A 24,462-nucleotide genomic window follows, 5' to 3' on the forward strand; every position below is an offset into this window, starting at 1 on the left:
GTCACCTCTTAGTACTTCAGCAGGTTGGCGTCGTCGACGGACGCGGACCTGCGGGTTCGGAAGATCGTCACGATGATGGCCAGGCCGACCACGACCTCGGCCGCGGCCACCACCATCACGAAGAACGCGATGATCTGGCCTTCCAGGTTGCCCACCTGCCGGGCGAACGTCACGAACGCGAGGTTGCAGGCGTTGAGCATGAGCTCGACGCACATGAACACCACGATGGCGTTCCGCCGGATCAGCACGCCCAGGGCGCCGATCGCGAACAGCAGGCCGGACAGGACGAGGTAGTGCGTCGTCACTTGGTCACCTCATTGGTCTCGGCGTCCTGCTCGGCCTCGGTCGGCGCCTCGCTCTCCTCGGCCGCGTGCTTGATCGCCTCAGCCAGCTTCGGGTTGTCCGGGAGGTGACCGTGCTCCACGTCGTAGCGAGCGATGTGGCGGTTGACCGAGGCCTCGGCCACCGACCCGTCGGGCAGCAGCGCCGGCATGTCGATGGCGTTGCTCCGCGCGTAGGTGCCGGGGCCGGGCAGCGGCGACGGGTGGTCGCCGCGGAAGCGGGCGCGGGACAGCTCCTTCTGCGTCGCCTTCTGCGTGACCCGCTCGCGGTGCGCCAGCACCATCGCGCCCAGCGCCGCCGTGATGAGCAGCGCCGAGGTGACCTCGAACGGGAACACGTACTTGGTGAAGAGCTGCAGCGCGATCGAGCGGATGTTGCCGCCCTGGCTCGTGGCCGCCGCGAGCCCCGCCTCAGGAGCGAAGATCGCGTTGCCCACGGCCAGGACGATCAGCGCCGCGAAGCCCGCGCCGGCGATGATCGCCCAGAAGCGCTGACCCTTGATCGTCTCCACCAGCGAGTCGGACGAGTCCACGCCCACGAGCATGAGCACGAACAGGAACAGCATCATGATCGCGCCGGTGTAGACGATGATCTGCACCGCGGCCAGGAACGGCGCGTCCTGCACGGCGTACAGGACGGCCAGGCTGAGCATGACGGTGCCGAGCATCAGCGCGGAGTACACGGCCTTGCGGTTGAAGACCATGCCGAGCGCGGCGCCGACGGAGACGACGGCCAGCACCCAGAAAGTGATGGTCTCACCCATTGGTCCGCCCCAGCCGGTAGTAGTCCTCTTCGGTCTCACCGAGCCGCATGGGGTGCGGCGGCTGTTCCATGCCCTGCGTGAGGGGCGCGAGCAACATCTCCTTGGTGTAGATGAGGCTCTCGCGGTTGGTGTCGGCGAGCTCGTACTCGTTGGTCATGGTGAGCGCGCGGGTGGGGCAGGCCTCGATGCACAGGCCGCACAGGATGCACCGCAGATAGTTGATCTGGTACGTGCGTCCGTAGCGCTCGCCCGGCGAGTAGCGCTCTTCCTCGGTGTTGTCCGCGCCTTCGACGTAGATGGCGTCGGCGGGACACGCCCAGGCGCACAGCTCGCACCCGACGCATTTCTCCAGCCCGTCAGGCCAGCGGTTGAGCTGGTGACGCCCGTGGAAGCGAGGAGCCGTCGGCTTCTTCTCCTCCGGGTAGTTCGTCGTGACGGGCTTCTTGAACATCGTGTGGAAGGTGACCCCGAAGCCTTTGACGGGGTTCAGCCAGTCAGTTAGTCCCACTGGGAATCTCCTTGTGCTGCACCCCGTGGTAGTGCGGCAGGTCGAGCGGCGGCACAGGGAAGCCACCGGCCGTCGGTTCCTCGGACAGTTGCTGGAACTCGGCTTCCACCTGCGCCTTCTTCTCCTCCTTGCGCCGCTGGTTGACGGTGTCGAAACGCATCCAGACGGCCAGCGCGCCGATCAGGATGACCACGCCCAGCCCGATGCCGATCGTGCGGCTCTCCTCGTAGACGACGACGTTGCGCACCGCCGCGACCAGCAGGATCCAGCCCAGGTTGACCGGGATCAGCACCTTCCAGCCCAGCGACATCAGCTGGTCGTAGCGCACGCGCGGCAGCGACGCGCGCACCCAGACGATGAAGCAGAACGTCAGCACGAACTTGATGAAGAACCACAGCACCGGCCACCAGCCCTCATTGGCGCCCGCCCAGATCGTGGTGATGGGCGCCGGAGCCCGCCAGCCGCCGAGGAACAGCGTCACGGCGATGCCGGAGGCGGTGAAGGTGTGCAGGTACTCGCCCATCATGATCAGGGCGAACTTCAGCGAGGAGGAGTACTCGGTCTGGAAACCGCCGACCAGCTCGCCCTCACCCTCGGGAAGGTCGAACGGGATACGCGCGGCCTCGCCGAACATGCAGACCACGTAGACCAGGAACGACGGGATCAGCAGCACCGCGAACCAGGTCTGCTCCTGCGCCTTGACGATCTCGGAGGTCGACAGCGTCCCGGCGAACAGGAAGATCGCCACGAACGACAGGCCCATCGCGATCTCGTAGGAGACCACCTGGGCCGCCGACCGCAGACCGCCGAGCAGCGCGTACGGCGAGCGCGAGGACCATCCGGCCAGCACCACGCCGTAGACCGAGACCGCGCCCATGGCCAGCATGAACAGCACCGCCATCGGCAGGTCCACCAGCTGCAGCGGCGTCTGCACGCCGAACAGGTTGACCACCGGCCCGAACGGCACGATCGAGAAGGCCAGGAACGCCGGCACCACCATGATGACCGGCGCCAGCAGGTAGAGCACCTTGTCCACGGTCCGCGGGAAGATGTCCTCCTTCAGGCCCATCTTCAGACCGTCGGCCACGGACTGCAGCAGACCGAACTTACCGGCCCGGTTGGGGCCGTAGCGGTGCTGCATCCGCGCGATCAGCTTGCGCTCGAACCAGACGCCGAACAGGATGCTCAGCATCAGGAAGACGAACAGCATCACGGCCTTGATGATCGTGATCCACAGCGGGTCCTTGCCGAAGTCGGCAAGGGTGGGATCGGCCGCGAGAACGTGGGTCATGAGGCGCTCCCGATGGTGACGATGTCGCCGGCCACCGCGCGCAGGTCACGCGTGACCGAGCAGCCGCCGGAGTTCGCCGGCACCCAGACCACGCGGTCGGGCAGGTCGGCGATGCGCACCGGCAGGGTCACGGTGCCGCTGCCGGGGTCGCCGACGACGAGCTTGTCGCCGTCCGCGACGCCGAGCTCGGCCGCCGTGGCCCCCGAGATCAGTGCTTCGGCGGGGCGGGCGGTGCCCGCGAGGTACGGCTCGCCGTCCTGCAGCCTGCCCTCGTCGAGCAGCAGGTGCCAGGTGGCCAGTAGGGCCTGGCCCGCCTCCGGCACCTCCGGCGTGCGAGACAGCGCGTTGGGCGGGCTGACCCGGCTGCCGCGCCAGGAGCCGAGCGCGGCGAGCTCGCGCCGGACGGCCTTGGCGTCGGGCAGGCCCAGGTGCACGTCCATCCGGTCGGCCAGGTTGCCGATGACGGCCATGTCGGACTGCAGGCCGGGCACCTTCAGCGGCGCGTCGAACGAGCGGCCCCTGCCCTCCCAGTTGACGAACGTGCCGCCCTTCTCCTGGACGGAGGCGACGGGCAGGACCACGTCCGCGCGGTCGGTGACGGCGCTGGCGCGGATCTCCAGGCTGACGATGAACGGCGTGTGCTCGAGCGCGTCGAGCGCCGCCGCGGGGTCGGGCAGGTCGTAGGGGTCGACGCCGGCGACGACCAGCGCGTCGATCTCGCCGTCGCGGGCGGCGGCGAGGATGCCGGAGGTGTCGCGGCCCGGGGTGGCGGGCAGCGAGCCGACGTTCCACGCCCTGGCGACCTCGGCCCTCGCGGTCTCGTCGTCCACCGGGCGGCCGATCGGCAGCAGGTTGGGCAGCGCGCCGGCCTCGACGGCGCCGCGCTCACCGGCCCTGCGCGGGATCCAGGCGATCCTCGCGCCGGATGCGGCGGCGAGGCGGACGAGCGCGGACAGCGCGCCCGGCACGGTGGCCAGGCGCTCGCCGGCCAGCACGATCGTGCCCTCGGCGAGGGTGCCGACCAGGTCACCGATCGCGTCGGCCTCGGCGCCGGGAGCGGTGCGGATGAGCGTGCCGCCCATCTTCGCCAGGCCCGGGGAGGCGAACGGCGCGATCGAGGAGATCTTCAGGCCCTTCTTCCGCCACGCCTTGCGCAGGCGCAGGAAGACGATCGGCGACTCCTCCTCGGGCTCGAACCCGACGAGCAGCACGTGGGGCGCGTTCTCCAGGTCGGCGTAGCTGATCTCGATGCCCTTGCCGGCCACCGCGTGGGCGAGGAACTGCGCCTCCTCGGCCGAGTGCGGCCTGGCGCGGAAGTCGACGTCGTTGGTGCCGAGCGCGATCCGCGCGAACTTCGCGTACGCGTAGGCGTCCTCGACGGTGACGCGGCCGCCGACCAGCACGCCGGCCTTGCCGCGGGCCTTGGCCAGACCCTGCGCGGCGATCTCCAGCGCCTCCGGCCACGAGGTGGGCACCAGCACGCCCTCCTCGTTGCGGACCAGCGGCTGCTTGAGGCGGTCGGGCTGCTGCGCGTAGGTGAACGCCCAGCGGCCCTTGTCGCAGTTCCACTCCTCGTTCACCTGCGGGTCGTTGCCCGCCAGGCGGCGGGTCACCCGGCCGCGCCGGTGGTCGGTGCGCAGGCTGCACCCGGAGGCGCAGTGCTCGCACGCGCTCGGCGTGGACACCAGGTCGAACGGGCGGGCGCGGAACCGGTAGGCGGCGCCGGTCAGCGCGCCCACCGGGCAGATCTGCACGGTGTTGCCGGAGAAGTAGGAGTTGAACGGCTTGCCGTCGGCGACCCGCACCTGCTCCTTGGCCCCGCGCTCGAAGAACTCGATGAGCGGGTCACCGGCGATCTGGTCGGAGAAGCGGATGCAGCGCGCGCACTGCACGCAGCGCTCGCGGTCGAGCAGCACCTGCGTGGACAGCGCCAGCGGCTTGGGGAAGGTGCGCTTTTGCTCCTGGAACCGCGACTCGCCCTGGCCGTTGGACATGGCCTGGTTCTGCAGGGGGCACTCGCCGCCCTTGTCGCAGACCGGGCAGTCGAGCGGGTGGTTCATCAGCAGCAGCTCCATGGCCGCGCGCTGCGCCTTCTCGGCGACCGGCGAGGTGAGCTGGGTGGACACCACCATGCCCTCGGCGACCTCGATCGCGCACGACGGCTGCGGCTTGGGGAAGCCTCGGCCGTTGCCCGCGTCGGGGATCTCGACCAGGCACTGCCGGCAGTTGGCGGCCGGGTCGAGCAGCGGGTGGTCACAGAACCTGGGGATCTGGATGCCCAGCAGCTCGGCGGCCCTGATGATCAACGTGCCCTTGGGAACACTGACCTGGAACCCGTCGATGGTCAGGGTCACCAGGTTCGTCTCGGTCTCTACGACTGTCACTGCTCACCCCAGAGAGTGGACTTCTTCGGGTCGAACGGGCAGCCGCCGATCTCGAAGTGCTTGAGGTACTCGTCGCGGAAGTGCTTCACCGAGGAGTGGATCGGGCTGGTCGCGCCATCGCCGAGCGCGCAGAACGAGCGGCCCAGGATGTTGTCGGCGATGTCGGTGATCGTGGCCAGGTCGTCCTCGGTGCCCTGGCCCTTCTCCAGGCGCGCGAGCACCTGCTTGAGCCAGTACGTGCCCTCGCGGCAGGGCGTGCACTTGCCGCAGGACTCGTGGGCGTAGAACTCGGTCCAGCGCAGCACCGTACGGACCACGCAGGTGGTCTCGTCGAAGATCTGCAGGGCCCGGGTGCCGAGCATGGAGCCCTTGGCGCCGACCCCTTCGAAGTCGAGCGGCACGTCGAGGTGCTCTTCAGTGAAGATCGGGGTGGACGATCCGCCCGGGGTCCAGAACTTGATCTTGTGACCCTTGCGGATGCCGCCGGCCATGTCGAGCAGCTCGCGCAGCGTGATGCCGAGCGGAGCCTCGTACTGGCCGGGCCGGGTGACGTGGCCGCTGAGGGAGAAGATGCCGAAGCCCTTGGACTTCTCGGTGCCCATGCCGGCGAACCAGTCGGCGCCGTTCGCGATGATCGAGGGAACACTCGCGATCGACTCGACGTTGTTCACCACAGTCGGCGAGGCGTACAGGCCCGCCACGGCGGGGAACGGAGGCTTGAGCCGGGGTTGACCTCTGTAACCCTCGAGCGAGTCGAGCAGCGCCGTCTCCTCGCCGCAGATGTAGGCGCCCGCGCCGCTGTGCACCACCAGCTCCAGGTCGAAGCCGGAGCCGAAGATGTTCTTGCCGAGGTAGCCCTTGGCGTACGCCTCGCGCACGGCCGCGTGCAGCCGGCGGATGACGTGCAGCACCTCGCCGCGCACGTAGATGAAGGCGTGGTTGGCGCGGATGGCGTACGACGTGATGATGATGCCCTCGACCAGCGCGTGCGGGTTGGCCATCATCAGCGGGATGTCCTTGCAGGTGCCCGGCTCCGACTCGTCGGCGTTGACGACGAGGTAGTGCGGCTTGCCGTCGCCCTGCGGGATGAAGCCCCACTTCATGCCGGTGGGGAAGCCCGCGCCGCCGCGGCCGCGCAGGCCCGAGTCCTTGACGGTCTGGATGACGGCGTCGGGGTCCATGCCCAGCGCCTTCTTCGCCGCCTTGTACTCGCCGTAGACGTCGATGGTGAAGGAGTTGGGCTGGTCCCAGTTCGCGGTCAGGACCGGTGTCAAAGTCGTCGTCATGCTTCGGGGGCCTTCCATCCCTTGGCCTTGGCCAGCTTCAGGCCCTCAAGCGAGGGCCCCCCGGCCGACGGGCCCTCGCCCGCCTGGTCGTCGGGCAGCCCGGCGAGCACGCGCGAGGCCTCCTTGAAGGTGCACAGCCGCTTGGGACCGCGGGTGGGCCGCACCTCCTTGCCGGCGCGCAGGTCGTCGACGAGCTGCTTGGCCGACTCGGGAGTCTGGTTGTCGAAGAACTCCCAGTTGACCATCATGACCGGGGCGAAGTCGCAGGCCGCGTTGCACTCAAGGCGCTCCAGCGAGATCTTGCCGTCGGGGGTCGCCTCGTCGTGACCGACGCCGACGTGCTCCGACAGCTCCTCCCAGATCTGGTCGCCGCCCATGACCGCGCACAGCGCGTTGATGCACACGCCGACGTGGTATTCGCCGGCGGGCTTGCGCTTGTACATGGTGTAGAAGGTCGCCACGCCGGTGACCTCGGCCTTGCTGATGCCGAGCATCTCGGCGCAGAACTCCTGCCCGTCGTCGGAGACGTAGCCGTCCTCGGACTGCACGAGGTGGAGCAGCGGCAGCAGGGCGGAGCGGGTCTTGGGGTAGCGCCCGATGATCTCCTTGGCGTCCCGCTCCAGACGCTCACGGACTTCCGGTGAATAAGTCACCGGTCCACACCTCCCATGACGGGGTCGATAGAAGCGACCGCGGCGATCACGTCCGCGACTTGGCCGCCCTCCGCCATGGCGGGGAAGCTCTGCAGGTTGCAGAAGGACGGCTCGCGGAAGTGCACGCGGTAGGGCCGGGTGCCGCCGTCGCTGACCACGTGGGCGCCCAGCTCGCCCTTGGGCGACTCGATGCTGGCGTACGCCTGCCCGGCCGGCACCCTGAAGCCCTCGGTCACCAGCTTGAAGTGGTGGATGAGGGCCTCCATCGAGGTGCCCATGATGTGGGCGATGTGGTCGGGCGAGTTGCCGAACCCGTCGGGGCCGAGCGCGAGCTGCGCGGGCCAGCCGATCTTCTTGTCCTCGATCATCACCGGGTCGCCCTTGAGCGGGCCGGCGATGCGGTCCAGAGCCTGCTCAATGATCTTGAGCGACTCCTCCATCTCCTTCATGCGGACGAGGTAGCGCGAGTAGACGTCGCAACCGCGCTCGGTGGCGACCTCGAACTCGTAGGTCTCGTAGCCGCAGTAGGGCTGCGCCTTGCGCAGGTCCCACGGGAGGCCGGCGGCGCGCAGGATGGGGCCGGTGACGCCGAGCGCCATGCAGCCGGTCAGGTCGAGGTAGGCGACGTCCTGGGTGCGGCGCAGGTAGACGGGGTTCTCGTCGAGGAGCTTGCGGATGTCCTTGATCCGCTTGGGCATCTCCTTGAGGAACTCGCCGACCTTGTCCACCGCGCCCGCCGGCAGGTCGACGCTGACGCCGCCCGGCCGGATGTAGGCGTGGTTCATCCGCAGACCGGTGATGTACTCGAACAGGTCCATCACCATCTCGCGGTCGCGGTAGCCGAAGAGGAACGGCGTGGTCGCGCCCAGCTCCATGCCGAACGTGCCCATCGCGACCAGGTGCGAGGAGATGCGGTTGAGCTCCATCATCATCACGCGGATCGCCTGCGCCCGCTCGGGGATGCGATCCTCGATGCCGAGCAGCTTCTCCACGCCCAGGCAGTAGGCCGTCTCGTTGAAGATCGGCGAGAGGTAGTCCATGCGAGTGACGAACGTGGTCCCCTGGGTCCACGTCCGGAACTCCATGTTCTTCTCGATGCCGGTGTGCAGGTAGCCGATGACGCTGCGGGCCTCGGTCACCGTCTCGCCGTCGAGCGTCAGCACCAGCCGGAGCACGCCGTGGGTGGACGGGTGCTGCGGGCCCATGTTGACGACCAGGCGCTCTTCCTCGGACTCGCGCACGCCGGAGACGACCTGGTCCCAGTCGGCACCGTTGACCGAATAGACCTTGCCCTCGGTCGCCTCGTCATAAGCGGTGCTCATGAGTAGCTCCTCCTGTGGTCGGGCGACGGGATGGTGGCGCCGCGGTACTCGACCGGGATGCCGCCGAGCGGGTAGTCCTTGCGCTGCGGGTGGCCGTCCCAGTCGTCCGGCATCATGATCCGGGTGAGCGCGGGGTGGCCGTCGAAGATGATCCCGAAGAAGTCGTACGTCTCCCGCTCATGCCAGTCGTGACCAGGGTAAACGCTGACCGTCGATGGAATGTGCGGGTCGTCGTCGGGGCAGCTCACCTCGAGGCGCACGCGCCGGTTGTGGGTGATCGAGCACAGGTGGTAGACCGCGTGCAGCTCCTCGCCCTTCAGGTGCGGGTAGTGCACGCCGGACACGCCGAGCGAGAGCTCGAAGCGCAGTGCCGGGTCGTCGCGCAGCTTCTGGCACACCTCGACCAGCCGCTCCCGCTTGATGTGCAGGGTCAGCTCGCCGCGGTCGACGACCACCCGCTCGATGGCGTCGTCGAGCGCGAGCGCGTCGACGATCTCGTCGAAGTAGCCGCCGTACGGGCGGGGCGTGGAGATCTGCGGCGGGCGGCGTACGACGAGGCCGCCGTAGCCGGAGGTGTCACCCGAGTCCTTGGCGCCGAACATGCCCCGGCGGGCGATCGGCGCCTCCTGGGGCGCCGGCGCCTCGGGGACCTGTGCGTCCGGGACCTCGGGGAGGTTGTCGGGCGAGGTCACTTCGAGGCTCCCTGGTCGATCAGCGGCAGCGTGCGCAGCGCCTGCAGCTCGAGCTCGTCGATCTGCTTGGCGCGGTGCGCGCCGAACTTCATGTTCTGGATCTTGTCGTGCAGCTTGACGATGGCGTCGATGAGCATCTCCGGCCGCGGCGGGCAGCCGGGCAGGTAGATGTCGACCGGCACGATGTGGTCGACGCCCTGCACGATGGCGTAGTTGTTGAACATGCCGCCACTGGAGGCGCACACGCCCATGGAGATGACCCACTTCGGCTCGGCCATCTGGTCGTAGATCTGGCGCAGCACGGGCGCCATCTTCTGCGACACCCGGCCGGCGACGATCATCAGGTCGGCCTGGCGGGGAGATGCCGAAGCGCGCTCCATACCGAAGCGCGCCAGGTCGTAGTGGGGGCCACCGGTGGCCATCAGCTCGATGGCGCAACACGCGAGGCCGAAGGTCGCCGGCCATACGGAGTTCTTACGCGCCCATCCGGCGGCCGCTTCGACCGTGCTGAGGATGAACCCGCTGGGGAGTTTCTCTTCAAGTCCCATTTTCAGTCCCAGTCCAGACCCTTGCGGCGCCACACGTACGCGTAAGCGACGAGCACGGTGACGATGAACAGCAGCATCTCGACGAGCGCGAACAGGCCGAGTCCCGAGGTGGCCACGCGGCCGAGGTCGTTCGTCTGCGGCGCGAACGACACGGCCCACGGGTAAAGGAAGATGATCTCGATGTCGAAGACGATGAAGAGCATCGCCGTGACCATGTACTTGAGCGGGAACCGCCCACCGCCGACCGGCTGGGGCGTCGGCTCGATGCCGCATTCGTAGGCGTCGAGCTTGGCGCGGTTCCAGCGCTTGGGACCGGTGAAGGGAGCGATGGCGACCGAGAAGATCGCGAAGCCCCCCGCGATGACGGCGAGCACCAGGATGGGCACGTAAAGGTCCATCGCTACGCCTCCTCTGGAGTCGCCGCGCGCGCGGGCGCGCAGCGGGATCTGGTGATTCTGAGATTCATGCTGGTGGCGCGACCTTCGAGAGTGCGTTGATGATCATGTCCGACGCATCGCCTCGCCGGTCGGTGAGATTACCAAGGAGTTTGAGCGCGAAGCGCATCAGCCTCGGGTGAGGCAGCCCGTGCCTGGTGCCGAAGCTCATCACGCCCGGCTTGCCGATGGCCTCGACGAACCATCTGCCCAGCGTGAAGTAGCCACCATAGGCGTCCTTCAGCACCCGAGGATAGGTCCGCAGGGTCCGCTCCCGCTGTGCGGGGGTGGGCGCCCTGAGGGCCTTCGCGATGATCTCCGCGGCGATCTCGCCGGTCTCCATGGCGTAGGCGATGCCCTCGCCGTTGAACGGGTTGATCGACCCGCCCGAGTCTCCCACGAGCACCAGACCGCGGGTGTAGTGGGGCTGGCGGTTGAACGCCATCGGGAGCGCGGCGCCGCGGATCGGGCCCGTCATGTTCTCCTCGGTGAAGCCCCATTCCTCGGGCATCGAGCGGCACCAGCGGCGCAGCAGGTCGCGGTAGTCGATGTGCTTGAACTGGGCGCTGGTGTTGAGCAGGCCCAGGCCGACGTTGGAGGTGCCGTCGCCCACGCCGAACACCCAGCCGTAGCCGGGCAGCAGCGTGTCGCCGTCCCACAGCTCGAGCCAGGTCTCGAGGTAGTCGTCGTCGTGGCGGGGGCTTTCGAAGTAGGTGCGCACGGCCACGCCCATGGGGCGGTCTTCGCGCTTGTGCAGGCCCATGCCGATGGCCAGGCGGGTGCTGTTGCCGTCGGCGGCAACGACCACGGGGCTGCGGAACTCGCGGCCGTCCTTCGTGGTGACGCCGACGATGTGGCCGCTGCGGTCGTCGAGCACGGGGCCGGTGACGGTGACGCCCTCCATCAGGCGTACGCCGTGCTTGACCGCGTTGGCGGCGAGGATCTGGTCGAAGTCCTGCCGGGTGCGCACGAGGCCGAAGTCGGGGAAGCGCTCCAGCTTGGGCCAGTCGAGCTCGAAACGCAGGCCGCCGCCGACCACGCGCAGGCCCTTGTTCCTGATCCAGCCGGGGGCGTCGATGTCGATGCCCATGTTCTGGAGCTGCTTGACGGCGCGCGGGGTCAGGCCGTCGCCGCAGACCTTCTCGCGGGGGAACCTGGTCTTCTCCAGGAGCAGAACGTCGAGGCCGGCCTGCGCGAGGTAGAAGGCGGTGGCGGAGCCGGCGGGGCCCGCGCCTACGACGATGACATCGGCGTCGCTCATGATCGCGCCCGCTTCGCCACTCGTCGGCTGCGCGCACGCGCGACGAGCTCCTGCGCTCGATGGGTGGCTGTTGGCACGGTCACTGGACTGTCCTGTCCCTACACACGCTCGAAGGCCGTGGGGTGAAGCGCCTTCGTTCCTTTGTGAACCCCTTCACAAACTTACCGGCCCGCAGTCTACTGCTTTTCGTACACATAGTGGCAGTCGGGGTACCGTTCCGTGATCCAAGGGGACGGCGTGTCGCCTGGGGCAGCGCAGTCATGATCGTCACGCTAGCAGTCGAGCTCACAGCCGCTCATGGGCGCCCCGTGAGCCGATGCACTCCTGATACGTCCCCACACGCCGCCGCGGACGGCGCCGTCTCACACGGCCCGCACCAGCGCTCCCGCCCGCCCTCGGCGAGCACCCTTACCGCACGCCACACGCCCTGCGCGAACGCCTCACCGGAGGGCACCGCACGCCCTGCGCGACGGCACCGGATACCGCACGCCCTGCGCGACGGCGCCCTTCGCCGCGCCGCAGCAACGCCCCCACGCGCCCAGCGCACAGCCGTCGCGCGCCCCACGCCGGCAGCCATGCGCGACGGTTCCCTCCTGCAAGCGCCGCCATCGCGCGGCAGCGCCTCATGCGCCCGCGACAGCGCCTGCTCGGCGCCCGCCGTGCGCGGTAGCGCTCTTCTGTACGGCGCGTCAGCGCTCGTGCGGCTCGCGTTATGCCCGCGCGCGACGGCTCTGGGGAGGGCGCGGCGCCTTGGGCGCGTCCGAAATCCCGGCGTGCGCATTCCGTGGCCCGCCGCAACGGCGGCGATACGCGCGGGTGAACGATGACCATAATCGGCCCGGAAAATGACCGGGGACCGCGCCCGGTGAACATCCGGTGACGCGGCCCCCGGGCGGCAAAACGGGCCGGGCGGAATTGAAGTTTTCGTCAGATACGAGCCGATGACGAAAATGGCCGCCGTCACGGCACCGCCACCAATGCCGCGACGGCACCGCCGCCAATGCCGTAGCGGCCTCGTTGCCAAACCCGTCACAGCCTCGCCGCCAAACCCTCGCGGGCCTCGCCGCCTGAGCCGCCGCAGCCACACCGCCAATGCCGTCACAGGCTCGCCGCCAATGCCGCTGCGGCACCGCCCCCATTGCGGGCCCGCCACCGTTACGGGCCCGCTCCCGTGCGGGCCTGCTTTTCAAGCGGGCTTGAAACCGCGGTGGATGGCGACGATGCCCATGGTGAGGTTGCGCCAGGCCACGCGCTCCCAGCCGGCCTCCTGGATGGTCCGGGCGAGCGTGCGCTGGTCGGGCCAGTCGCGGATCGACTCGGCCAGGTACTCGTAGGAGTCGTCGTTGGAGCCGAACACCTTGGCCACCTTGGGCAGCAGCCGCATGAGGTATTCGCGGTAGATCAGGTCGAAGCCGGGCACGGTGACGTGGGAGAACTCAAGGATCACCAGCCGGCCGCCGGGCTTGGCCACCCGCAGCATCTCGCGCAGCGCCTGCCCGGTGTCGTGCACGTTGCGCAGCGCCACCGAGATCGTCACCGCGTCGAAAACGTTGTCGGCGAACGGCAGCCGCAGCGCGTCTCCCGCGATGAACGGCACCCCGGGCCCCGACAGCGCGTTGCCGCCGTGCCGCCGCACGCCGGTGCGCAGCATGCCGAGCGAGAAGTCGGAGGCGATCGCCCGCGCGCCGAGCGTGGTGAACGCGTCGGTCGAGGTGCCCGTGCCCGCGCCCAGGTCGAGCACGAGCTCGCCGGGCCCGGCGTCGACGGCGCGGGCCACCGCCTTGCGCCATGCCCTGACCTGCCCGAGGGAGATCACGTCATTCACCAGGTCGTAGCGCCGGGCGGTGCGATCGAACATCGCGGCGACCTCGTCCGGCCTCTTGTCCAACTGAGCGCGCGTCATGCCCACACCTTATGGCCATCGGAATAATCGACGGAAAGTAGCAACTCGATTACCGTACGTCTGCTACATATTGGCGAATGTTTGCCCGTGTCGCCCTTGCGGCGATCCTCAGCTCGTCCGCCGTCGCGCACGCGGGCGCGGCGGCGGCCTCGCCCGTCGCGCATCCGCGCGTGGTCTCGGCCGACCCGGTCGACACCACGCCTCACGTGCTCGACGGCATCGTCAACGCGATCACGGTCGTGGGCCGCACGGTCGTCGTCGGCGGCTCGTTCAGCGAAGTGAGCGATGCGAACCGGCGCACGACGTACCTGCGGAACAACCTCTTCGCCTACGACCTGCACACCGGGCGTGTCCTGCCGGACTTCGCGCCCAGCGTGGCCGGCCCGGTGTACGGTCTCGCGGCCGGCGACGGCGGCACCGTCTACGTCGGCGGCGAATTCCACGGCATCGACTACCAGCGGGCCCGCGGCCTGGCCAGGCTGCGGCTCTCCGACGGCGCACTGGTGCCCGGCTTCGAGCCGCGCATCGGCGGCGGCATGGTGAGCACGCTCGCCAGGCACGGCTCCAAGCTCTACGTGGGCGGCGACTTCGTCAGCCCGCGCACCGCGCTGGCCAGGCTCGACGCCACGACCGGCGCGGCCGACCCGGGTTTCACGGTCACGCCGGGTAAACCGCTGACGGCGCGGGTGAAGGTGCACGCGCTGGCGGTCAGCGGAAAGCGGCTGCTGGTCGACGGCACGTTCACCACGCTCGACGGCCTTTCGCGGCCCCAGGTGGGGCTCATCGATATCGGCGGGCGGACGGCGAAGGTGGCCGCGTGGCGCACCTCCACGTACGCGCGCCGCTGCGCCCCCGAGTTTCCCTCGTACGTCAGGGGTCTCGACTTCTCCCCCGACGGACGCTATTTCGTGGTCGTCACCACGGGAGGCCCAAAGGGCGGGATATGTGACACAGCAGCGCGGTTCGAGACCTATGCCAAGGGCTCGAACGTCAAGCCCACCTGGGTCAACGCCACGGGCGGAGATTCGCTGTACTCCGTGGCGGTGACCGGCGCGGCGGTCTATGTCGGCGGACATCAGCGCTGGCTGGACAATCCGCGGGGACGCGACTCGGCCGGTCCAGGCGCGGTGTCGCGGCCGGGCATCGGAGCCATTCATCCGCGTACCGGAAAGGCCCTCAGTTGGAATCCGACGCGCGAGCGCGGCATCGGTGTGAAGGCGTTTTACGCCCACAGCACCGGACTACTTGTGGGTAGCGACACAACCAGACTCGGACGGGAGTACCATGCCCGGATTGGCATGTTCCCCCTGCCCTAGTCGTCCTGCGACTTCGGCCGCTCGAGCCTTGCGCTGAGACGTTCGCTCATGGCGTCTCGCTGCTTGGACAGCAACACGTAGCTCGCTATGCCGCTGATCACGAAAGAGGCGACGATCAGCGCCAGCGGGTTTGACAGTCCGAGCAGGAAGAGCACACCCAAGGTCACGAGAAACAGGCCGATCCGCGACGCGGTGTAAACGAGAACGGGACGCACGGGTTCGAGGTTACTCGGACCTGTGCAGCACTCGCTCTTCGCATGGGACGCGAGCACTGCTACTGTTCCCAGTTAGGGAGTTTCGTAAAGAAACACCCACGAGAGCCCCAAAGAGGCTCTATCATATAACAATCGGGCAGTCAGCTGATAACAACCCGTGATCTTTGTAGAAAACCACGGATAAATCAGGCTTCGCTCGACACACTGGTTACCTGTCCGCCCGCTGGCAGGAAGCGGGATGCGAGGGGGAGAGATTGGTGGAGAGTAGCAGCGAGCGTCTGCTGACCCCAGGAGAGGTTGCCGCCCTCTTCCGGGTAGACCCAAAGACGGTTACACGCTGGGCAGCGGCAGGCCGCATCAGCAGTATCCGCACCCCCGGAGGGCACCGGCGCTTCCGCGAGTCGGAAGTCCACGCCCTTCTCCGAGGCGAGGACGTTCTTACGGCCGACAGGCCAGCAGGTGAGTCCCCGCGCGTCTGACGTTCCGTCAAGTCGGTGATCCTGCATGATGGACCGCTACACAGGTGGTCCGTCCCGCCAGGATCACCGCTGGCGGAACCCACTGTTCGCGTGCACTCCCGCCGGCACTTCATCGTGCGGGAAGGCACTGGGGCGGCGCCAACCGCCGACCGTGGCTGGCGCCTGTCCGAACTCCTCGCGGGCGCCTGAAGCCACGTTCGCGATCACGGGTGCTCAGCCGTCCTCCTGCCGTGCCTTGTAGGCGAGGAACTCCCGCTCGAGCTCGTCGTTCTCCTCCGCCCAGCGCCGGCGGCGCAGCTCCGCCTCCTCTTCCGTCAGCGACTCGGCCAGCCACTGCTCGTACTCGGGGTCACCGGGCTGGACCTCCACGTACGCGTTGCCGATCAAACGCCCGTCCTGGCTGGTCAGGCTCTGCGGAACGCGCAACGTCCCGTCCGCGAGCCGTATGACGTACATGGCCGATCACCTAGATTCCATAGCGCCGGTTGAAGAACAGCATGATGTCGAGCGCCATCCGCGTGTCACCGCCGAGCATGTCCACGAGGGCCGGACGCTGGCGAGAGGCGATGGCGGCGAAGGCGTCGGCGAAGAACTCCTTGCGGCCGAGCCCGCCTCCCTGTCGGTGGAAAGCGGAGGTCATCAGCGGCAGCGCCGCCTCGTACAGTCTCACGAACTCCGGCGAATCCGACACCCATTCGCCGTGCGGGGAGTCCACGTCGTCGATCGCGTGGCCCACCTCGTGCATCATCACGTCGGGAGTGGGCGAGGGCCGGTCACCGACGACGATCTTCCTGTCGCCGTAGGCGCCCGCGCAGATGTCCCAGGTCGCGCGCCCCGACGGGAGCGGGGCGCCGCGTAAGTAGCCCATGTCGTCGAGGTCGGGCACTCCTCCGGGCCCGAGGTAGATGCCCTCGAGGCCCTCGGCGAGCAGCTCTTTGAGCCGGTCGGGGAGCCTGGCCAGGCTCTCGACGGCGCGCACCACCTCCACGGGCGGCGGGCCGTACCTGGCGTCCCACTGGCGGTGCAGGATCTTCTCGAGCGCGCCGCAGTGGCGCAGGCCGTCGCCGAGCGACGGCTGGTCGGGCCGGTTGGGCCTGGCCCTGAGCGGCCGTTCGGGCAGCTCGAAGTCGTCCCAGGTGTAGCGGGGCCGCTCGACCACGACGGCGGCGGGCAGCCGGTCCGCGCGCTCGCGTACCGCGAAGGCGTCCCAGACGGCCCCTGACGGGCTCTGCGCCGCCGGATCGTCCGCGCCCGGCCAGGACGGCCGGTCCACCCTCCGCTCGCCGCCGGGCGGATGGCCGCGCTCGGCCTTCTTCAGCCCTTTACGCCGTTCGAGCCGGTCCTGTGCCCGCTCGCGGACGTCGCGCCAGATCGATCTGTCGGCGTCGGGCGGCGCCTCCTTGCGTCTGGAGAACAAATACGATCCGCGCCGCCACCATCGCCCGCGCCGGTGCCGTCCCCGGTCATTGGAGCTCTTGTCGTGAGAAAACGCCATCGCACCTCTCATCAACGCCCCTCGGAGCCCCATGGACACCGCCGCATCGGCTTCCACGGTACGACGCAGATCTTCCGCTAGTCACCCGAAAGGGGACAACGGGCAGCACGATCACGTCTCAACATGGCTTACAGTTCGGGTCATGGCAGGTGTTGTTATCGGCCTGGCTCTGCTGGCCTTCTGGCTCTTCTCGCTTTTCGACGTCGTCACGACACCGGAAGACGAGGTTAGGAACGTACCAAAACCCCTGTGGGTCCTCGTCGTGGTGCTCGTCCCGCTGCTGGGCGGGCTGGTGTGGATGGCGCGCGGCCGTCCGCGCGCGCCCCGCGCCGCGCGGCCCGTCACCCCCGGTCCGGGCGCGCCGAAGGGCCCGGACGACGACCCCGAGTTCCTGCGCGAGCTCGAACGGCGGATGCGCGGCGACGACGTCTCCTGACCGGCGCCCCATACCGGCGCTCCTGAACCGGCGCTCCTGTCCGGCGCCCCAGACCGGCGTCCGCTGATCGGCGGTCCCGGCTCCGGGACTCGCGCGTTCAGTCGACGTCCGCGTAGCTGTGCAGGCCGTCGATGAAGATGTTGACGCCGATCAGGTTGAACAGCAGGCAGCCGAACGCCACGAGCTGCACGATCACCGCAGCCCTGCCCCTCCAGCCGGCCGTCGCCTTGGCGTGCAGATAAGCGGCGTAGGCCACCCACGTGATGAAGGACCAGACCTCCTTCGGGTCCCATCCCCAGTAGCGGCCCCACGCCCGGTCCGCCCACAAGGCACCGGCGATGACGGCGAACGTCCACAGCGGGAAGGCGAAGATGACCGCCCGGTGGACCGCCTTCTCCAGCACCTCGCGCGACGGCAGCCGCGACAGGCCGTCGCCGCGCACCAGGTAGAGCACACCCGCGACACCGGCCAGGGTGAACAGCCCGCTCGCGATGATCGCGGCGGTGACGTGGATGGCGATCCAGTACGAGTTGAGCGCCGGCACCACCGGCCCCGCCGCGGTGTAGAACACCTTGACCGCAAGGCCCAGGCCGAGGGCCGCGGTCACCATGACGAACGCGCCGAGGAAGCGCACGTTGACGCGGAGCTGGGTGACGAGGAACGCGGTCACGGCGGCGAAGCAGATGGCCACTACGAACTCGTACATGTTGCCCCACGGCCACCGGTCGACGGCCAGGCCGCGGGTGATGATGGCGGCGAGGTTGGCCGCCCAGCCGATCCAGGCGAGCACGAGCGCCACGAGGCCCGCGCGGGCCGCGAGAGGCGACTCCGGTGCGGTGGCCTCGGACCCCTGCGACAGGGTCTCCACGGGCGGCTCAGCGCCGGAGAGGGCGGTCTCGGCAGCGGTGCCCGCCGATGCGGGAGCGTCGGCCGTCGCGGAGACCTCGGCGGTGCTCACGGCGACGCCCGCGCCGGCCGCCCCGACGGCGACCGGCTGCCTGGACTCGACCCGCCGCGCGCTCGCGGCCCTGCCCGCCCGCGCCCGCCCGAAGGCCAGCTCCATGGCGAATCCGAGCATGGCGACGACGTAGAGCAGGACGGCTGCGACGACGAAAAGGTCGCTCAGCTCGGCGAGTTGTTCAGCGGACATCCTTCTCTCCTGCTGATAGAACCTTCACGATGTCGGCGAACTCCTCAGCGAATCCCGCCGCGGAGTTGTCGGTGCGGGTCAGCCCGCCCACCTCGACCCGGCCCTGGCCGACGCGGACGAACACCCGGCGGCGGCGGATCATGAGCGAGAGCGCGATGGCGACGACCGCCGTGGCGGCGGCCAGCAGCGCGGGCATGCGGCCCGGGTCGTACGCCGTCTGGAGCGTGATCCACTCCTTGACGCCGGTGAACTCCAGCTTGCCGAGCCCGCCGGGCAGATTGACCGACTGGCCGACGGCCAGCGGCTTGGGCGCGTCGGAGCCCATGAGCACCGGCTTGAGCTTGCGCATCACCTCGGGCTCGGCCAGCTCGTAGACCGACTGCGGCTTGCCCGAGCGCATGCCGAGGTCGCCGGAGAACGCGCCGAGGATCTGCACCTCCGGGTTGATGTTGCCGGGGAACGCCGAGGCGTACGTGCCGTCGGTGAGCGGCACGCTCGTCGGCAGGAACCGCAGCAGGAACCCGAGCTGCGACGGCTGCGCGTCGGGGGCCTTGACCACGCAGCCGGACGTCATGGTGGCCTTGTCCTCGATCAGGCAGGGCACGGGCCCTTCGAAGGCGATCTGCCCCTTGCCGTCGGTGACGCGGAAGACGGGGGCGTAGCCGTTGCCGATGAGGTACGTCTGCGTGCCGTCGATCTCCAGCGGCTCGTTGACCTTGAGGTCGTAGTCGCGGGCCGGGGACTCCGGCGTGTCGTTGACCTTGAGGTGGGCGGTGTAGTCGAGCGCCTGCCCGCGTTTGTCGCCGGCGGCCTGGTAGGCCACCTCGAAGTCGGTGAGCTGGAAGCTGAACGGCTGAAGGGACTCGGCGGAGACCCTGCTGCCGGGGATGAAGCGGTCGTAGGCGGCCACGGTGTTGGCGAACCCGTCGCCCTCGACGACCAGCACGTTGCCGCGGTAGCCGTACAGCGAGCCCGCGCCGACGGCGAGGAGGATGCCGACCAGCGCGATGTGGAACAACAGGTTGCCGGTCTCGCGGAGATAGCCCTTCTCCGCCGACACCCAGCCGTCGCCGGTGACCACGCGAAAGCGCCTCTTGCGCAGCCGGGCGGCGGCCTGCTCGACGGTCAGATCGCCGTCGAAGGCGGCGTGGTGCGGCAGGCGCGAGAGGCGTTTCGGCGCGGCGGGCGGCTTGCGGCGCAGCTCGCGCAGGTAGACCGCGGTGCGCGGGACGATGCAGCCGATCAGCGAGGTGAACAGCAGCAGGTAGATGGCCGCGAACCAGGTGGAGGTGAAGACCTCGAAGAGCTGAAGCCTGTCGTACCACTCGGCGAGCGTCGGGCTCTGCTCGTAGAGCCTGGCGACCTTGTCCGGCTCGACGCCGCGCTGCGGCACCAGCGAGCCCGGCACCGAGGCGAGCGCGAGCAGGAACAGCAGGATCAGCGCCGTGCGCATCGAGGTGAGCGTGTGCCAGGCCCAGCGCAGCCAGGCCACCGGCCCGAACGACGCCTGCCGCCCCGTCTCTTCCTTCTCCAGCTCCTTGACGCTCATCAGATCACCGGCTCGAACGCGCCGATCAGTCCCTGCATGGCGGCGATCATCTCTCCCCAGAGGCCGGTCACGAGCAGCACGCCGACGGCGACCATCATGCCGCCGCCGACCCGGGTGATCAGGCGCGAGTGCTTGCGGATGGCACGGAACGTGCGCAGCGCCCGGCTGTAGGCGAGTGCCGCGCCGACGAAGGGCAGGCCGAGGCCGAGCGCGTAGGCGACGGCCAGGAGCGCGCCGCGCCCCGCGCTGCCCTCGTTGAGCCCGAGCGTCAGCACGACGGCCAGCGTGGGCCCGATGCACGGCGTCCAGCCGAGGCCGAACACCACGCCGAGCAGCGGCGCCCCGGCGAGCCCCGCAGCGGGCAGCCGGTGGATACGCACGTCGCGCATGAGGCCGGGCAGCACGCCGAGGAAGGCCAGCCCGAGCACGACGGTGAGCACGCCGAGCACCCGGGTGATGATCTCGGCGTGGCCGAGCACGACCGAGCCGATGCCGCCGAACAGCGCGCCGCTGAGCACGAACACCAGGGCGAACCCGGCCACGAACAGCGTCGCGCCGAGCACCAGCCGCCCCCGCTTGGGGTCGGCGGTCATGCCGGTGACGTACGACAGGTAGCCGGGCACCAGCGGCAGCACGCACGGCGACAGGAAGGACACCACGCCCGCGAGCACCGCGATCGGCACGGCGAGCAGCAGCGAGCCGGAGGCGACGACGTCACTCATCGCGCACCTTGGTCACCGCGTTCATCAGGTCGGTGTACTTGACCGCGCCGAGCGCCCTGGCGGCGATGCGGCCCTGCTTGTCGATGATCAGCGTGGACGGGATGGCGGCCGGCGGGACGGTGCCCTGGAAGGCCAGCGCGACCTTGCCCGGCTGGTCGTAGATGTGCGGGTAGCCGGTCTGCTCGGTGCGCTCGAACGCCTGGGCGTCGGCCTGGCGGTCTTTGAAGTCGACGCCGATGAACTGCACGCCGCTGTCCTTGGTCTTGGACCAGACCTCCTTGAGCACGGGCGCCTCGGCCCGGCAGGGCCCGCACCACGAGGCCCAGAAGTTGAGCACGACGACCTTGCCCTTGTGCGCGGCGAGCGAGGCCGTGGAGCCGTCGAGCGTCGGGCCCTCGATGGCCGGCGCGGGTTTGCGCTCGCCCGCCTCGAACACCTGCATCTTCCCGTCGCCCGCGACGAAGCGGGTGTCGCCGGCCTGCGGCTGGCCGCCCTGGTTGCCGGCGCAGCCCGCGACCAGCGCAGCCAGGACGAAGAGGGAGATGGACTTGGCGCGCACGGAGGAAGATCTCCTTGTACTACAAGCGGTAGAGCTTCCAACCCTACCGGGACGCCCGCGCGCTCCGGACATCAGGCCCCGGGGATCGACGGCCCGGTCTGCAGCGATCCCGCGGGTTCGCTGTAGCCGATGCTGATCAGCCGATCGCCGTCGAAGGTGAAGGTGGTGAGGCTGGCCAGCGCGCACTGGCGGCGGCGCGGGTCGTGCCAGAGCCTGCGGCCTTCGGCGGCCGAGCGGATGGTCCAGATCGGGAGCTGGTGGCTGACCAGGACCGTCTCGTGTCCCCTGGCCGCCGCCCTGGCGTCGTCGATCACCGACTTCATGCGCTTGACGATGGCCGGGTACGGCTCGCCCCACGACGGGCGCAGCGGGTTCCAGAAGTAGCGGTAGTTGCGCGGGTTGCGCAGCACGCCGAGGCCCTGCCCGATGGCGCGGCCCTCCAGCAGGTTGCCCGCCTCGATCAGCCGGTCGTCCTGGACGATCTCCAGGCCCAGCTTCTCCGCGAGCGGGGTCGCCGTCTCGATGGCGCGCTCCAGCGGCGAGCTGTAGACGGCGACGATGTCGCGGCCGCCGAGGGCCTTGGCGACCGTCTCGGCCATGAGCCGGCCCGTCTCCGACAGGTGGTAGCCGGGCAGCCTGCCGTAGAGGACGCCTTCGGGGTTGTGCACCTCACCGTGGCGCAGCAGGTGGACGACGGTGGTTTCAGCCATGGTGGGCACAGCCTATCCGCTCGTCCACAAGGCAGGCTCACGGCCCGTACCGGCGCGGCGCGGGCCGGGAAAGTCACTGGAGCGCCCAGGCGTTCTCCTGCTTCCTGCTCGACTCCATCAGCGCGTCGACCATGGCCCTGATCGCGGGACGGCGGGCGGCGTCGGAGCGCCAGATCGCGTAGATGCGCCGGGACTGGCGCGGCAGCAGCGGCACCAGCCGAACGTTGCCGGGCACGCAGTCGCGGCCGAGCCTGGGCACGATCGCGCAGCCCAGGCCGGCGGCCACCAGCGCGAGCTGCGTGGGGTACTCGTCGGCCATGCACGCGATCACCGGCTCCAGCGCGGCGCTGCGCAGCGTGAACACCAGCCAGTCGTGGCAGACCGTGCCGGGTGACGAGCTGATCCACTGCTCGCCGTGCAGCGCGGCCAGCTCGACCTCGCGCTCGCCGGCCAGCGGATGGTCGGCGGGCAGCGCGACGTCGGCCACGTCGTCGAGCAGCGTGGCCTTCGACAGGCCGTCGGGCAGCGCCATCGGGCGGGTCAGCCAGTCCTGCACGACGCCGAGGTCGAGCTCGCCTCGTGAGACCTCGCGGACGACGCGTTCCGGCTCGCGCTCGTTGAGCTGCACCCACAGGTCGGGGTGGCGCTGCTTGAGCGAGGCGATCGCGCCGGGCATGACGCCGCGCGCGGCGGTGGGGAACGCGCCGACGTTGAGCCGGCCGACGACCTGGCCGCGCAGCGCCTCGAAGTCGGCCTCGGCGGTCTCGACCAGGGCGAGGATGCGCTCGGCGTGCTCGGCGAGGACCCCCGCCGCGTCCGTCAGCCGTACGCCGCGGCCGTAGCGCTCCATGAGCCGGGCGCCGGTCTCGCGCTCCAGCTTGGCGATCTGCTGGCTGACCGCCGACGGGGTGACCATGAGGGCCTCGGCCGCCGCTCCGACCGAGCCGTAGACGTGGACGGCGTGAAGGGCCTTGAGGCGGTTGAGGTCCAACATGTAAGCCACTCTAAACCGTTTAGCGTAGAAAGTCTCGCTTGTCGTTCATTGTGTAGCAGATGAAAATTGTTGGCATGCGAAACATGAAGAAGCAGCACCAGCGAACCGGTTCCATCTCCTACCTGAAGGTCCTCGCCGAGCAGGCGCGCGACATGCGCATCCGGTACCAGAAGCCCGCGCGGTAGCCCGGACGCCACCCAGGTGAGCCCCCGCCACCTCGCCCTGGCCGTCGGCCTGGCCGCCGTCTGGGGCTACAACTTCGTGGTCATGCAGATAGGCCTGCGTCACTTCCCGCCGCTGGAATACGCGGGCATCCGCTTCGCCCTGGCGGCATTCCCCGCCCTGCTGTTCGCGGGACGGCCCGGCGTCGCCTGGCGCTGGGTCCTGGGCGTGGCCGCCACCCTCGGAGTCGGCCAGTTCGGGCTGCTGCTCGTGGGCATGCGCGCGGGCATGCCGGCCGGCCTGACCTCGCTCGTCCTGCAGGTGCAGGCGCTGTTCACCGTGGTGTTCGCGGTGACGCTGCTCGGTGAGCGGCTCACCGCACGCCGCGTGCTCGGCCTGGTCGTCGCGTTCGCCGGCCTCGCGATCGTCGCCGTCGACTTCGGCGTCTCCGGCCCGTTCGGCGCCTTCCTGCTGTGCGTCGCCGCCGCTGCCGCCTGGGGACTCGGCAACGTGATCCAGCGCCACGCCGCACCGCCCGACTCGCTGCGCTTCATGATCTGGGTGAGCGCGTTCTCCGCGCCCCCGCTCCTGCTGCTGTCCCTGCTCCTTGAGGGCCCGCTCGTCCTGACCTCGCCGCCCGAGGGCTGGCTGTCCCTCGTGTACGTGGCCTTCATCTCGACCCTGGGCGGCTTCGGCGTCTGGGGCTGGCTGCTGCGCCGCTACGACGCCTCGATCGTGGCCCCGTACACGCTGCTCGTGCCCGTGTTCGGCATGTCGTCGGCGGTCCTGATCACCGGTGAGCCGCTGTCGTGGGCGCGCGTGCTCGCGGCCGTGCTCATCGTCTCCGGCGTCCTGTACGCCGGCACCCAGCCCCGCCGCCCGGCCGCTTCCGCGCCCTCCTCCGGCTCCTCCGATGAGGCCGCCGAACGCGACCCCGCGGACCGCGGGAAGTAACACCCGCCAGCCGGCGCGCGGCGGCTGCGCGCCGGGGAACGCCGGCAGCAGGCCGGGGAAACGGCGCTCCAGGTCCTCCGTCCGCAGGCGGCTGGGCCGCGCCGTGCCGTCGATGCGCGCCGAGACGACGCCGTCGTGCCGCAGGATCCCGATGTGGTGCGACACGGTCGACGCCGTGACCGGCAGGTCGAGCGCCGTGCAGATGGACTCGCCCACCTGGGCCGGCAGCCGGGACCATCTGCAGCCGCACCGGGTCGGCCAGCGCCTGCAGCACCGTGGAGATGTCGATGTCGTCGGCGTGCTGATGGCCGCCGCCGCCCGCCAGGACCCCTAG

The 24,462-nt window shown here is 69.7% G+C and carries 27 protein-coding genes; 5 read left to right on the top strand and 22 right to left on the bottom strand.

Going from position 1 to position 24,462, the window contains the following annotated elements; all coding sequences use genetic code 11:
- Positions 1-8: 8 nt before the first annotated feature.
- The 13 genes from nuoK to ACGFIM_RS15530 form a co-directional block, all read right to left on the bottom strand.
- Positions 9-305 carry an NADH-quinone oxidoreductase subunit NuoK gene (gene nuoK, locus ACGFIM_RS15470; protein WP_364062347.1) on the bottom strand — a complete coding sequence of 99 codons (297 nt, stop codon included), beginning with the start codon at positions 303-305 and terminating at the stop codon, positions 9-11.
- Positions 302-1,105 (bottom strand): NADH-quinone oxidoreductase subunit J, encoded by an 804-nt coding sequence (locus ACGFIM_RS15475; protein ID WP_393200450.1) that lies wholly within the window; start codon positions 1,103-1,105, stop codon positions 302-304. The genes nuoK and ACGFIM_RS15475 overlap by 4 nt, the downstream gene beginning before the upstream one ends.
- Positions 1,098-1,613, bottom strand: a complete 516-nt coding sequence (nuoI, locus tag ACGFIM_RS15480) for an NADH-quinone oxidoreductase subunit NuoI (RefSeq protein ID WP_080043639.1) — start codon at positions 1,611-1,613, stop codon at positions 1,098-1,100. The genes ACGFIM_RS15475 and nuoI overlap by 8 nt, the downstream gene beginning before the upstream one ends.
- Positions 1,600-2,904 carry an NADH-quinone oxidoreductase subunit NuoH gene (nuoH, locus tag ACGFIM_RS15485; RefSeq protein WP_393200452.1) on the bottom strand — a complete coding sequence of 435 codons (1,305 nt, stop codon included), beginning with the start codon at positions 2,902-2,904 and terminating at the stop codon, positions 1,600-1,602. Before nuoH ends, nuoI begins: the two co-directional genes overlap by 14 nt.
- Entirely contained in the window at positions 2,901-5,288 is a 2,388-nt protein-coding gene (locus ACGFIM_RS15490; RefSeq protein ID WP_393200454.1) for an NADH-quinone oxidoreductase subunit G, read from the bottom strand. The genes nuoH and ACGFIM_RS15490 overlap by 4 nt, the downstream gene beginning before the upstream one ends.
- Entirely contained in the window at positions 5,285-6,574 is a 1,290-nt protein-coding gene (gene nuoF / locus ACGFIM_RS15495; protein ID WP_393200456.1) for an NADH-quinone oxidoreductase subunit NuoF, read from the bottom strand. Before nuoF ends, ACGFIM_RS15490 begins: the two co-directional genes overlap by 4 nt.
- Positions 6,571-7,227 carry an NADH-quinone oxidoreductase subunit NuoE gene (gene nuoE, locus ACGFIM_RS15500; RefSeq protein WP_393200458.1) on the bottom strand — a complete coding sequence of 219 codons (657 nt, stop codon included), beginning with the start codon at positions 7,225-7,227 and terminating at the stop codon, positions 6,571-6,573. The genes nuoF and nuoE overlap by 4 nt, the downstream gene beginning before the upstream one ends.
- Positions 7,224-8,549, bottom strand: coding sequence for an NADH-quinone oxidoreductase subunit D (locus ACGFIM_RS15505; protein WP_364062329.1), 1,326 nt, complete (start codon positions 8,547-8,549; stop codon positions 7,224-7,226). The genes nuoE and ACGFIM_RS15505 overlap by 4 nt, the downstream gene beginning before the upstream one ends.
- Positions 8,546-9,241, bottom strand: a complete 696-nt coding sequence (locus ACGFIM_RS15510) for an NADH-quinone oxidoreductase subunit C (protein ID WP_378785972.1) — start codon at positions 9,239-9,241, stop codon at positions 8,546-8,548. Before ACGFIM_RS15510 ends, ACGFIM_RS15505 begins: the two co-directional genes overlap by 4 nt.
- Positions 9,238-9,789: an NADH-quinone oxidoreductase subunit B family protein gene (locus tag ACGFIM_RS15515; RefSeq protein ID WP_364062326.1), complete on the bottom strand. Its 552-nt coding sequence runs from the start codon at positions 9,787-9,789 to the stop codon at positions 9,238-9,240. The genes ACGFIM_RS15510 and ACGFIM_RS15515 overlap by 4 nt, the downstream gene beginning before the upstream one ends.
- 2 nt (positions 9,790-9,791) lie before the next feature.
- Positions 9,792-10,187: an NADH-quinone oxidoreductase subunit A gene (locus tag ACGFIM_RS15520; RefSeq protein WP_393200461.1), complete on the bottom strand. Its 396-nt coding sequence runs from the start codon at positions 10,185-10,187 to the stop codon at positions 9,792-9,794.
- Positions 10,188-10,251: 64 nt separating this feature from the next.
- Positions 10,252-11,484: a geranylgeranyl reductase family protein gene (locus tag ACGFIM_RS15525; RefSeq protein ID WP_393200463.1), complete on the bottom strand. Its 1,233-nt coding sequence runs from the start codon at positions 11,482-11,484 to the stop codon at positions 10,252-10,254.
- Positions 11,485-12,670: 1,186 nt separating this feature from the next.
- Positions 12,671-13,387, bottom strand: a complete 717-nt coding sequence (locus ACGFIM_RS15530) for a demethylmenaquinone methyltransferase (protein ID WP_393200465.1) — start codon at positions 13,385-13,387, stop codon at positions 12,671-12,673.
- Between the two features lie 206 nt (positions 13,388-13,593).
- Between ACGFIM_RS15530 and ACGFIM_RS15535 the strand changes: the two genes are divergently transcribed.
- Complete coding sequence (locus ACGFIM_RS15535) at positions 13,594-14,703, top strand: hypothetical protein (protein WP_393200467.1); 1,110 nt, start codon at positions 13,594-13,596, stop codon at positions 14,701-14,703.
- Here the strand turns inward: ACGFIM_RS15535 and ACGFIM_RS15540 are convergent.
- Complete coding sequence (locus ACGFIM_RS15540; RefSeq protein ID WP_364062311.1) at positions 14,700-14,918, bottom strand: DUF4229 domain-containing protein; 219 nt, start codon at positions 14,916-14,918, stop codon at positions 14,700-14,702. The two genes, ACGFIM_RS15535 and ACGFIM_RS15540, sit on opposite strands and share 4 nt — an antisense overlap.
- A 257-nt stretch (positions 14,919-15,175) precedes the next feature.
- On the opposite strand from ACGFIM_RS15540, the gene ACGFIM_RS15545 reads away from it, so the two are divergent.
- Entirely contained in the window at positions 15,176-15,397 is a 222-nt protein-coding gene (locus ACGFIM_RS15545) for a BldC family transcriptional regulator (RefSeq protein ID WP_026214226.1), read from the top strand.
- A gap of 213 nt (positions 15,398-15,610) precedes the next feature.
- On the opposite strand, the gene ACGFIM_RS15550 is transcribed toward ACGFIM_RS15545, so the two are convergent.
- Together ACGFIM_RS15550 and ACGFIM_RS15555 are read right to left on the bottom strand one after the other, a co-directional pair.
- Positions 15,611-15,853, bottom strand: coding sequence for a hypothetical protein (locus ACGFIM_RS15550; protein WP_393200469.1), 243 nt, complete (start codon positions 15,851-15,853; stop codon positions 15,611-15,613).
- 10 nt (positions 15,854-15,863) lie between these two features.
- Positions 15,864-16,814 (bottom strand): hypothetical protein, encoded by a 951-nt coding sequence (locus tag ACGFIM_RS15555; protein ID WP_393200471.1) that lies wholly within the window; start codon positions 16,812-16,814, stop codon positions 15,864-15,866.
- A gap of 220 nt (positions 16,815-17,034) precedes the next feature.
- Between ACGFIM_RS15555 and ACGFIM_RS15560 the strand changes: the two genes are divergently transcribed.
- Positions 17,035-17,328: a PLDc N-terminal domain-containing protein gene (locus ACGFIM_RS15560; RefSeq protein ID WP_393200473.1), complete on the top strand. Its 294-nt coding sequence runs from the start codon at positions 17,035-17,037 to the stop codon at positions 17,326-17,328.
- A 97-nt stretch (positions 17,329-17,425) separates the two neighbouring features.
- Here ACGFIM_RS15560 and ccsB read toward each other — a convergent pair whose 3' ends face one another.
- From ccsB to ACGFIM_RS15590, 6 genes are all read right to left on the bottom strand, one after another.
- Entirely contained in the window at positions 17,426-18,478 is a 1,053-nt protein-coding gene (gene ccsB / locus ACGFIM_RS15565; protein ID WP_393200475.1) for a c-type cytochrome biogenesis protein CcsB, read from the bottom strand.
- Positions 18,468-20,027: a cytochrome c biogenesis protein ResB gene (locus ACGFIM_RS15570; RefSeq protein ID WP_393200477.1), complete on the bottom strand. Its 1,560-nt coding sequence runs from the start codon at positions 20,025-20,027 to the stop codon at positions 18,468-18,470. The genes ccsB and ACGFIM_RS15570 overlap by 11 nt, the downstream gene beginning before the upstream one ends.
- Positions 20,027-20,749 carry a cytochrome c biogenesis CcdA family protein gene (locus ACGFIM_RS15575; RefSeq protein ID WP_393200479.1) on the bottom strand — a complete coding sequence of 241 codons (723 nt, stop codon included), beginning with the start codon at positions 20,747-20,749 and terminating at the stop codon, positions 20,027-20,029. Before ACGFIM_RS15575 ends, ACGFIM_RS15570 begins: the two co-directional genes overlap by 1 nt.
- Positions 20,742-21,308: a TlpA family protein disulfide reductase gene (locus ACGFIM_RS15580; RefSeq protein WP_393200481.1), complete on the bottom strand. Its 567-nt coding sequence runs from the start codon at positions 21,306-21,308 to the stop codon at positions 20,742-20,744. Before ACGFIM_RS15580 ends, ACGFIM_RS15575 begins: the two co-directional genes overlap by 8 nt.
- 71 nt (positions 21,309-21,379) lie before the next feature.
- Positions 21,380-22,018, bottom strand: a complete 639-nt coding sequence (locus tag ACGFIM_RS15585; RefSeq protein WP_393200483.1) for a histidine phosphatase family protein — start codon at positions 22,016-22,018, stop codon at positions 21,380-21,382.
- A gap of 73 nt (positions 22,019-22,091) precedes the next feature.
- Entirely contained in the window at positions 22,092-23,012 is a 921-nt protein-coding gene (locus ACGFIM_RS15590; RefSeq protein WP_393200485.1) for a LysR family transcriptional regulator, read from the bottom strand.
- 201 nt (positions 23,013-23,213) lie between these two features.
- On the opposite strand from ACGFIM_RS15590, the gene ACGFIM_RS15595 reads away from it, so the two are divergent.
- Positions 23,214-24,128, top strand: coding sequence for an EamA family transporter (locus ACGFIM_RS15595; protein WP_393200487.1), 915 nt, complete (start codon positions 23,214-23,216; stop codon positions 24,126-24,128).
- Positions 24,129-24,240: 112 nt separating this feature from the next.
- Positions 24,241-24,462 carry a hypothetical protein gene (locus tag ACGFIM_RS15600; protein WP_393200489.1) on the top strand — a complete coding sequence of 74 codons (222 nt, stop codon included), beginning with the start codon at positions 24,241-24,243 and terminating at the stop codon, positions 24,460-24,462.

This window comes from Nonomuraea sp. NPDC049309, assembly GCF_043196965.1.
Taxonomy (GTDB): Bacteria; Actinomycetota; Actinomycetes; order Streptosporangiales; family Streptosporangiaceae; genus Nonomuraea; species Nonomuraea fastidiosa.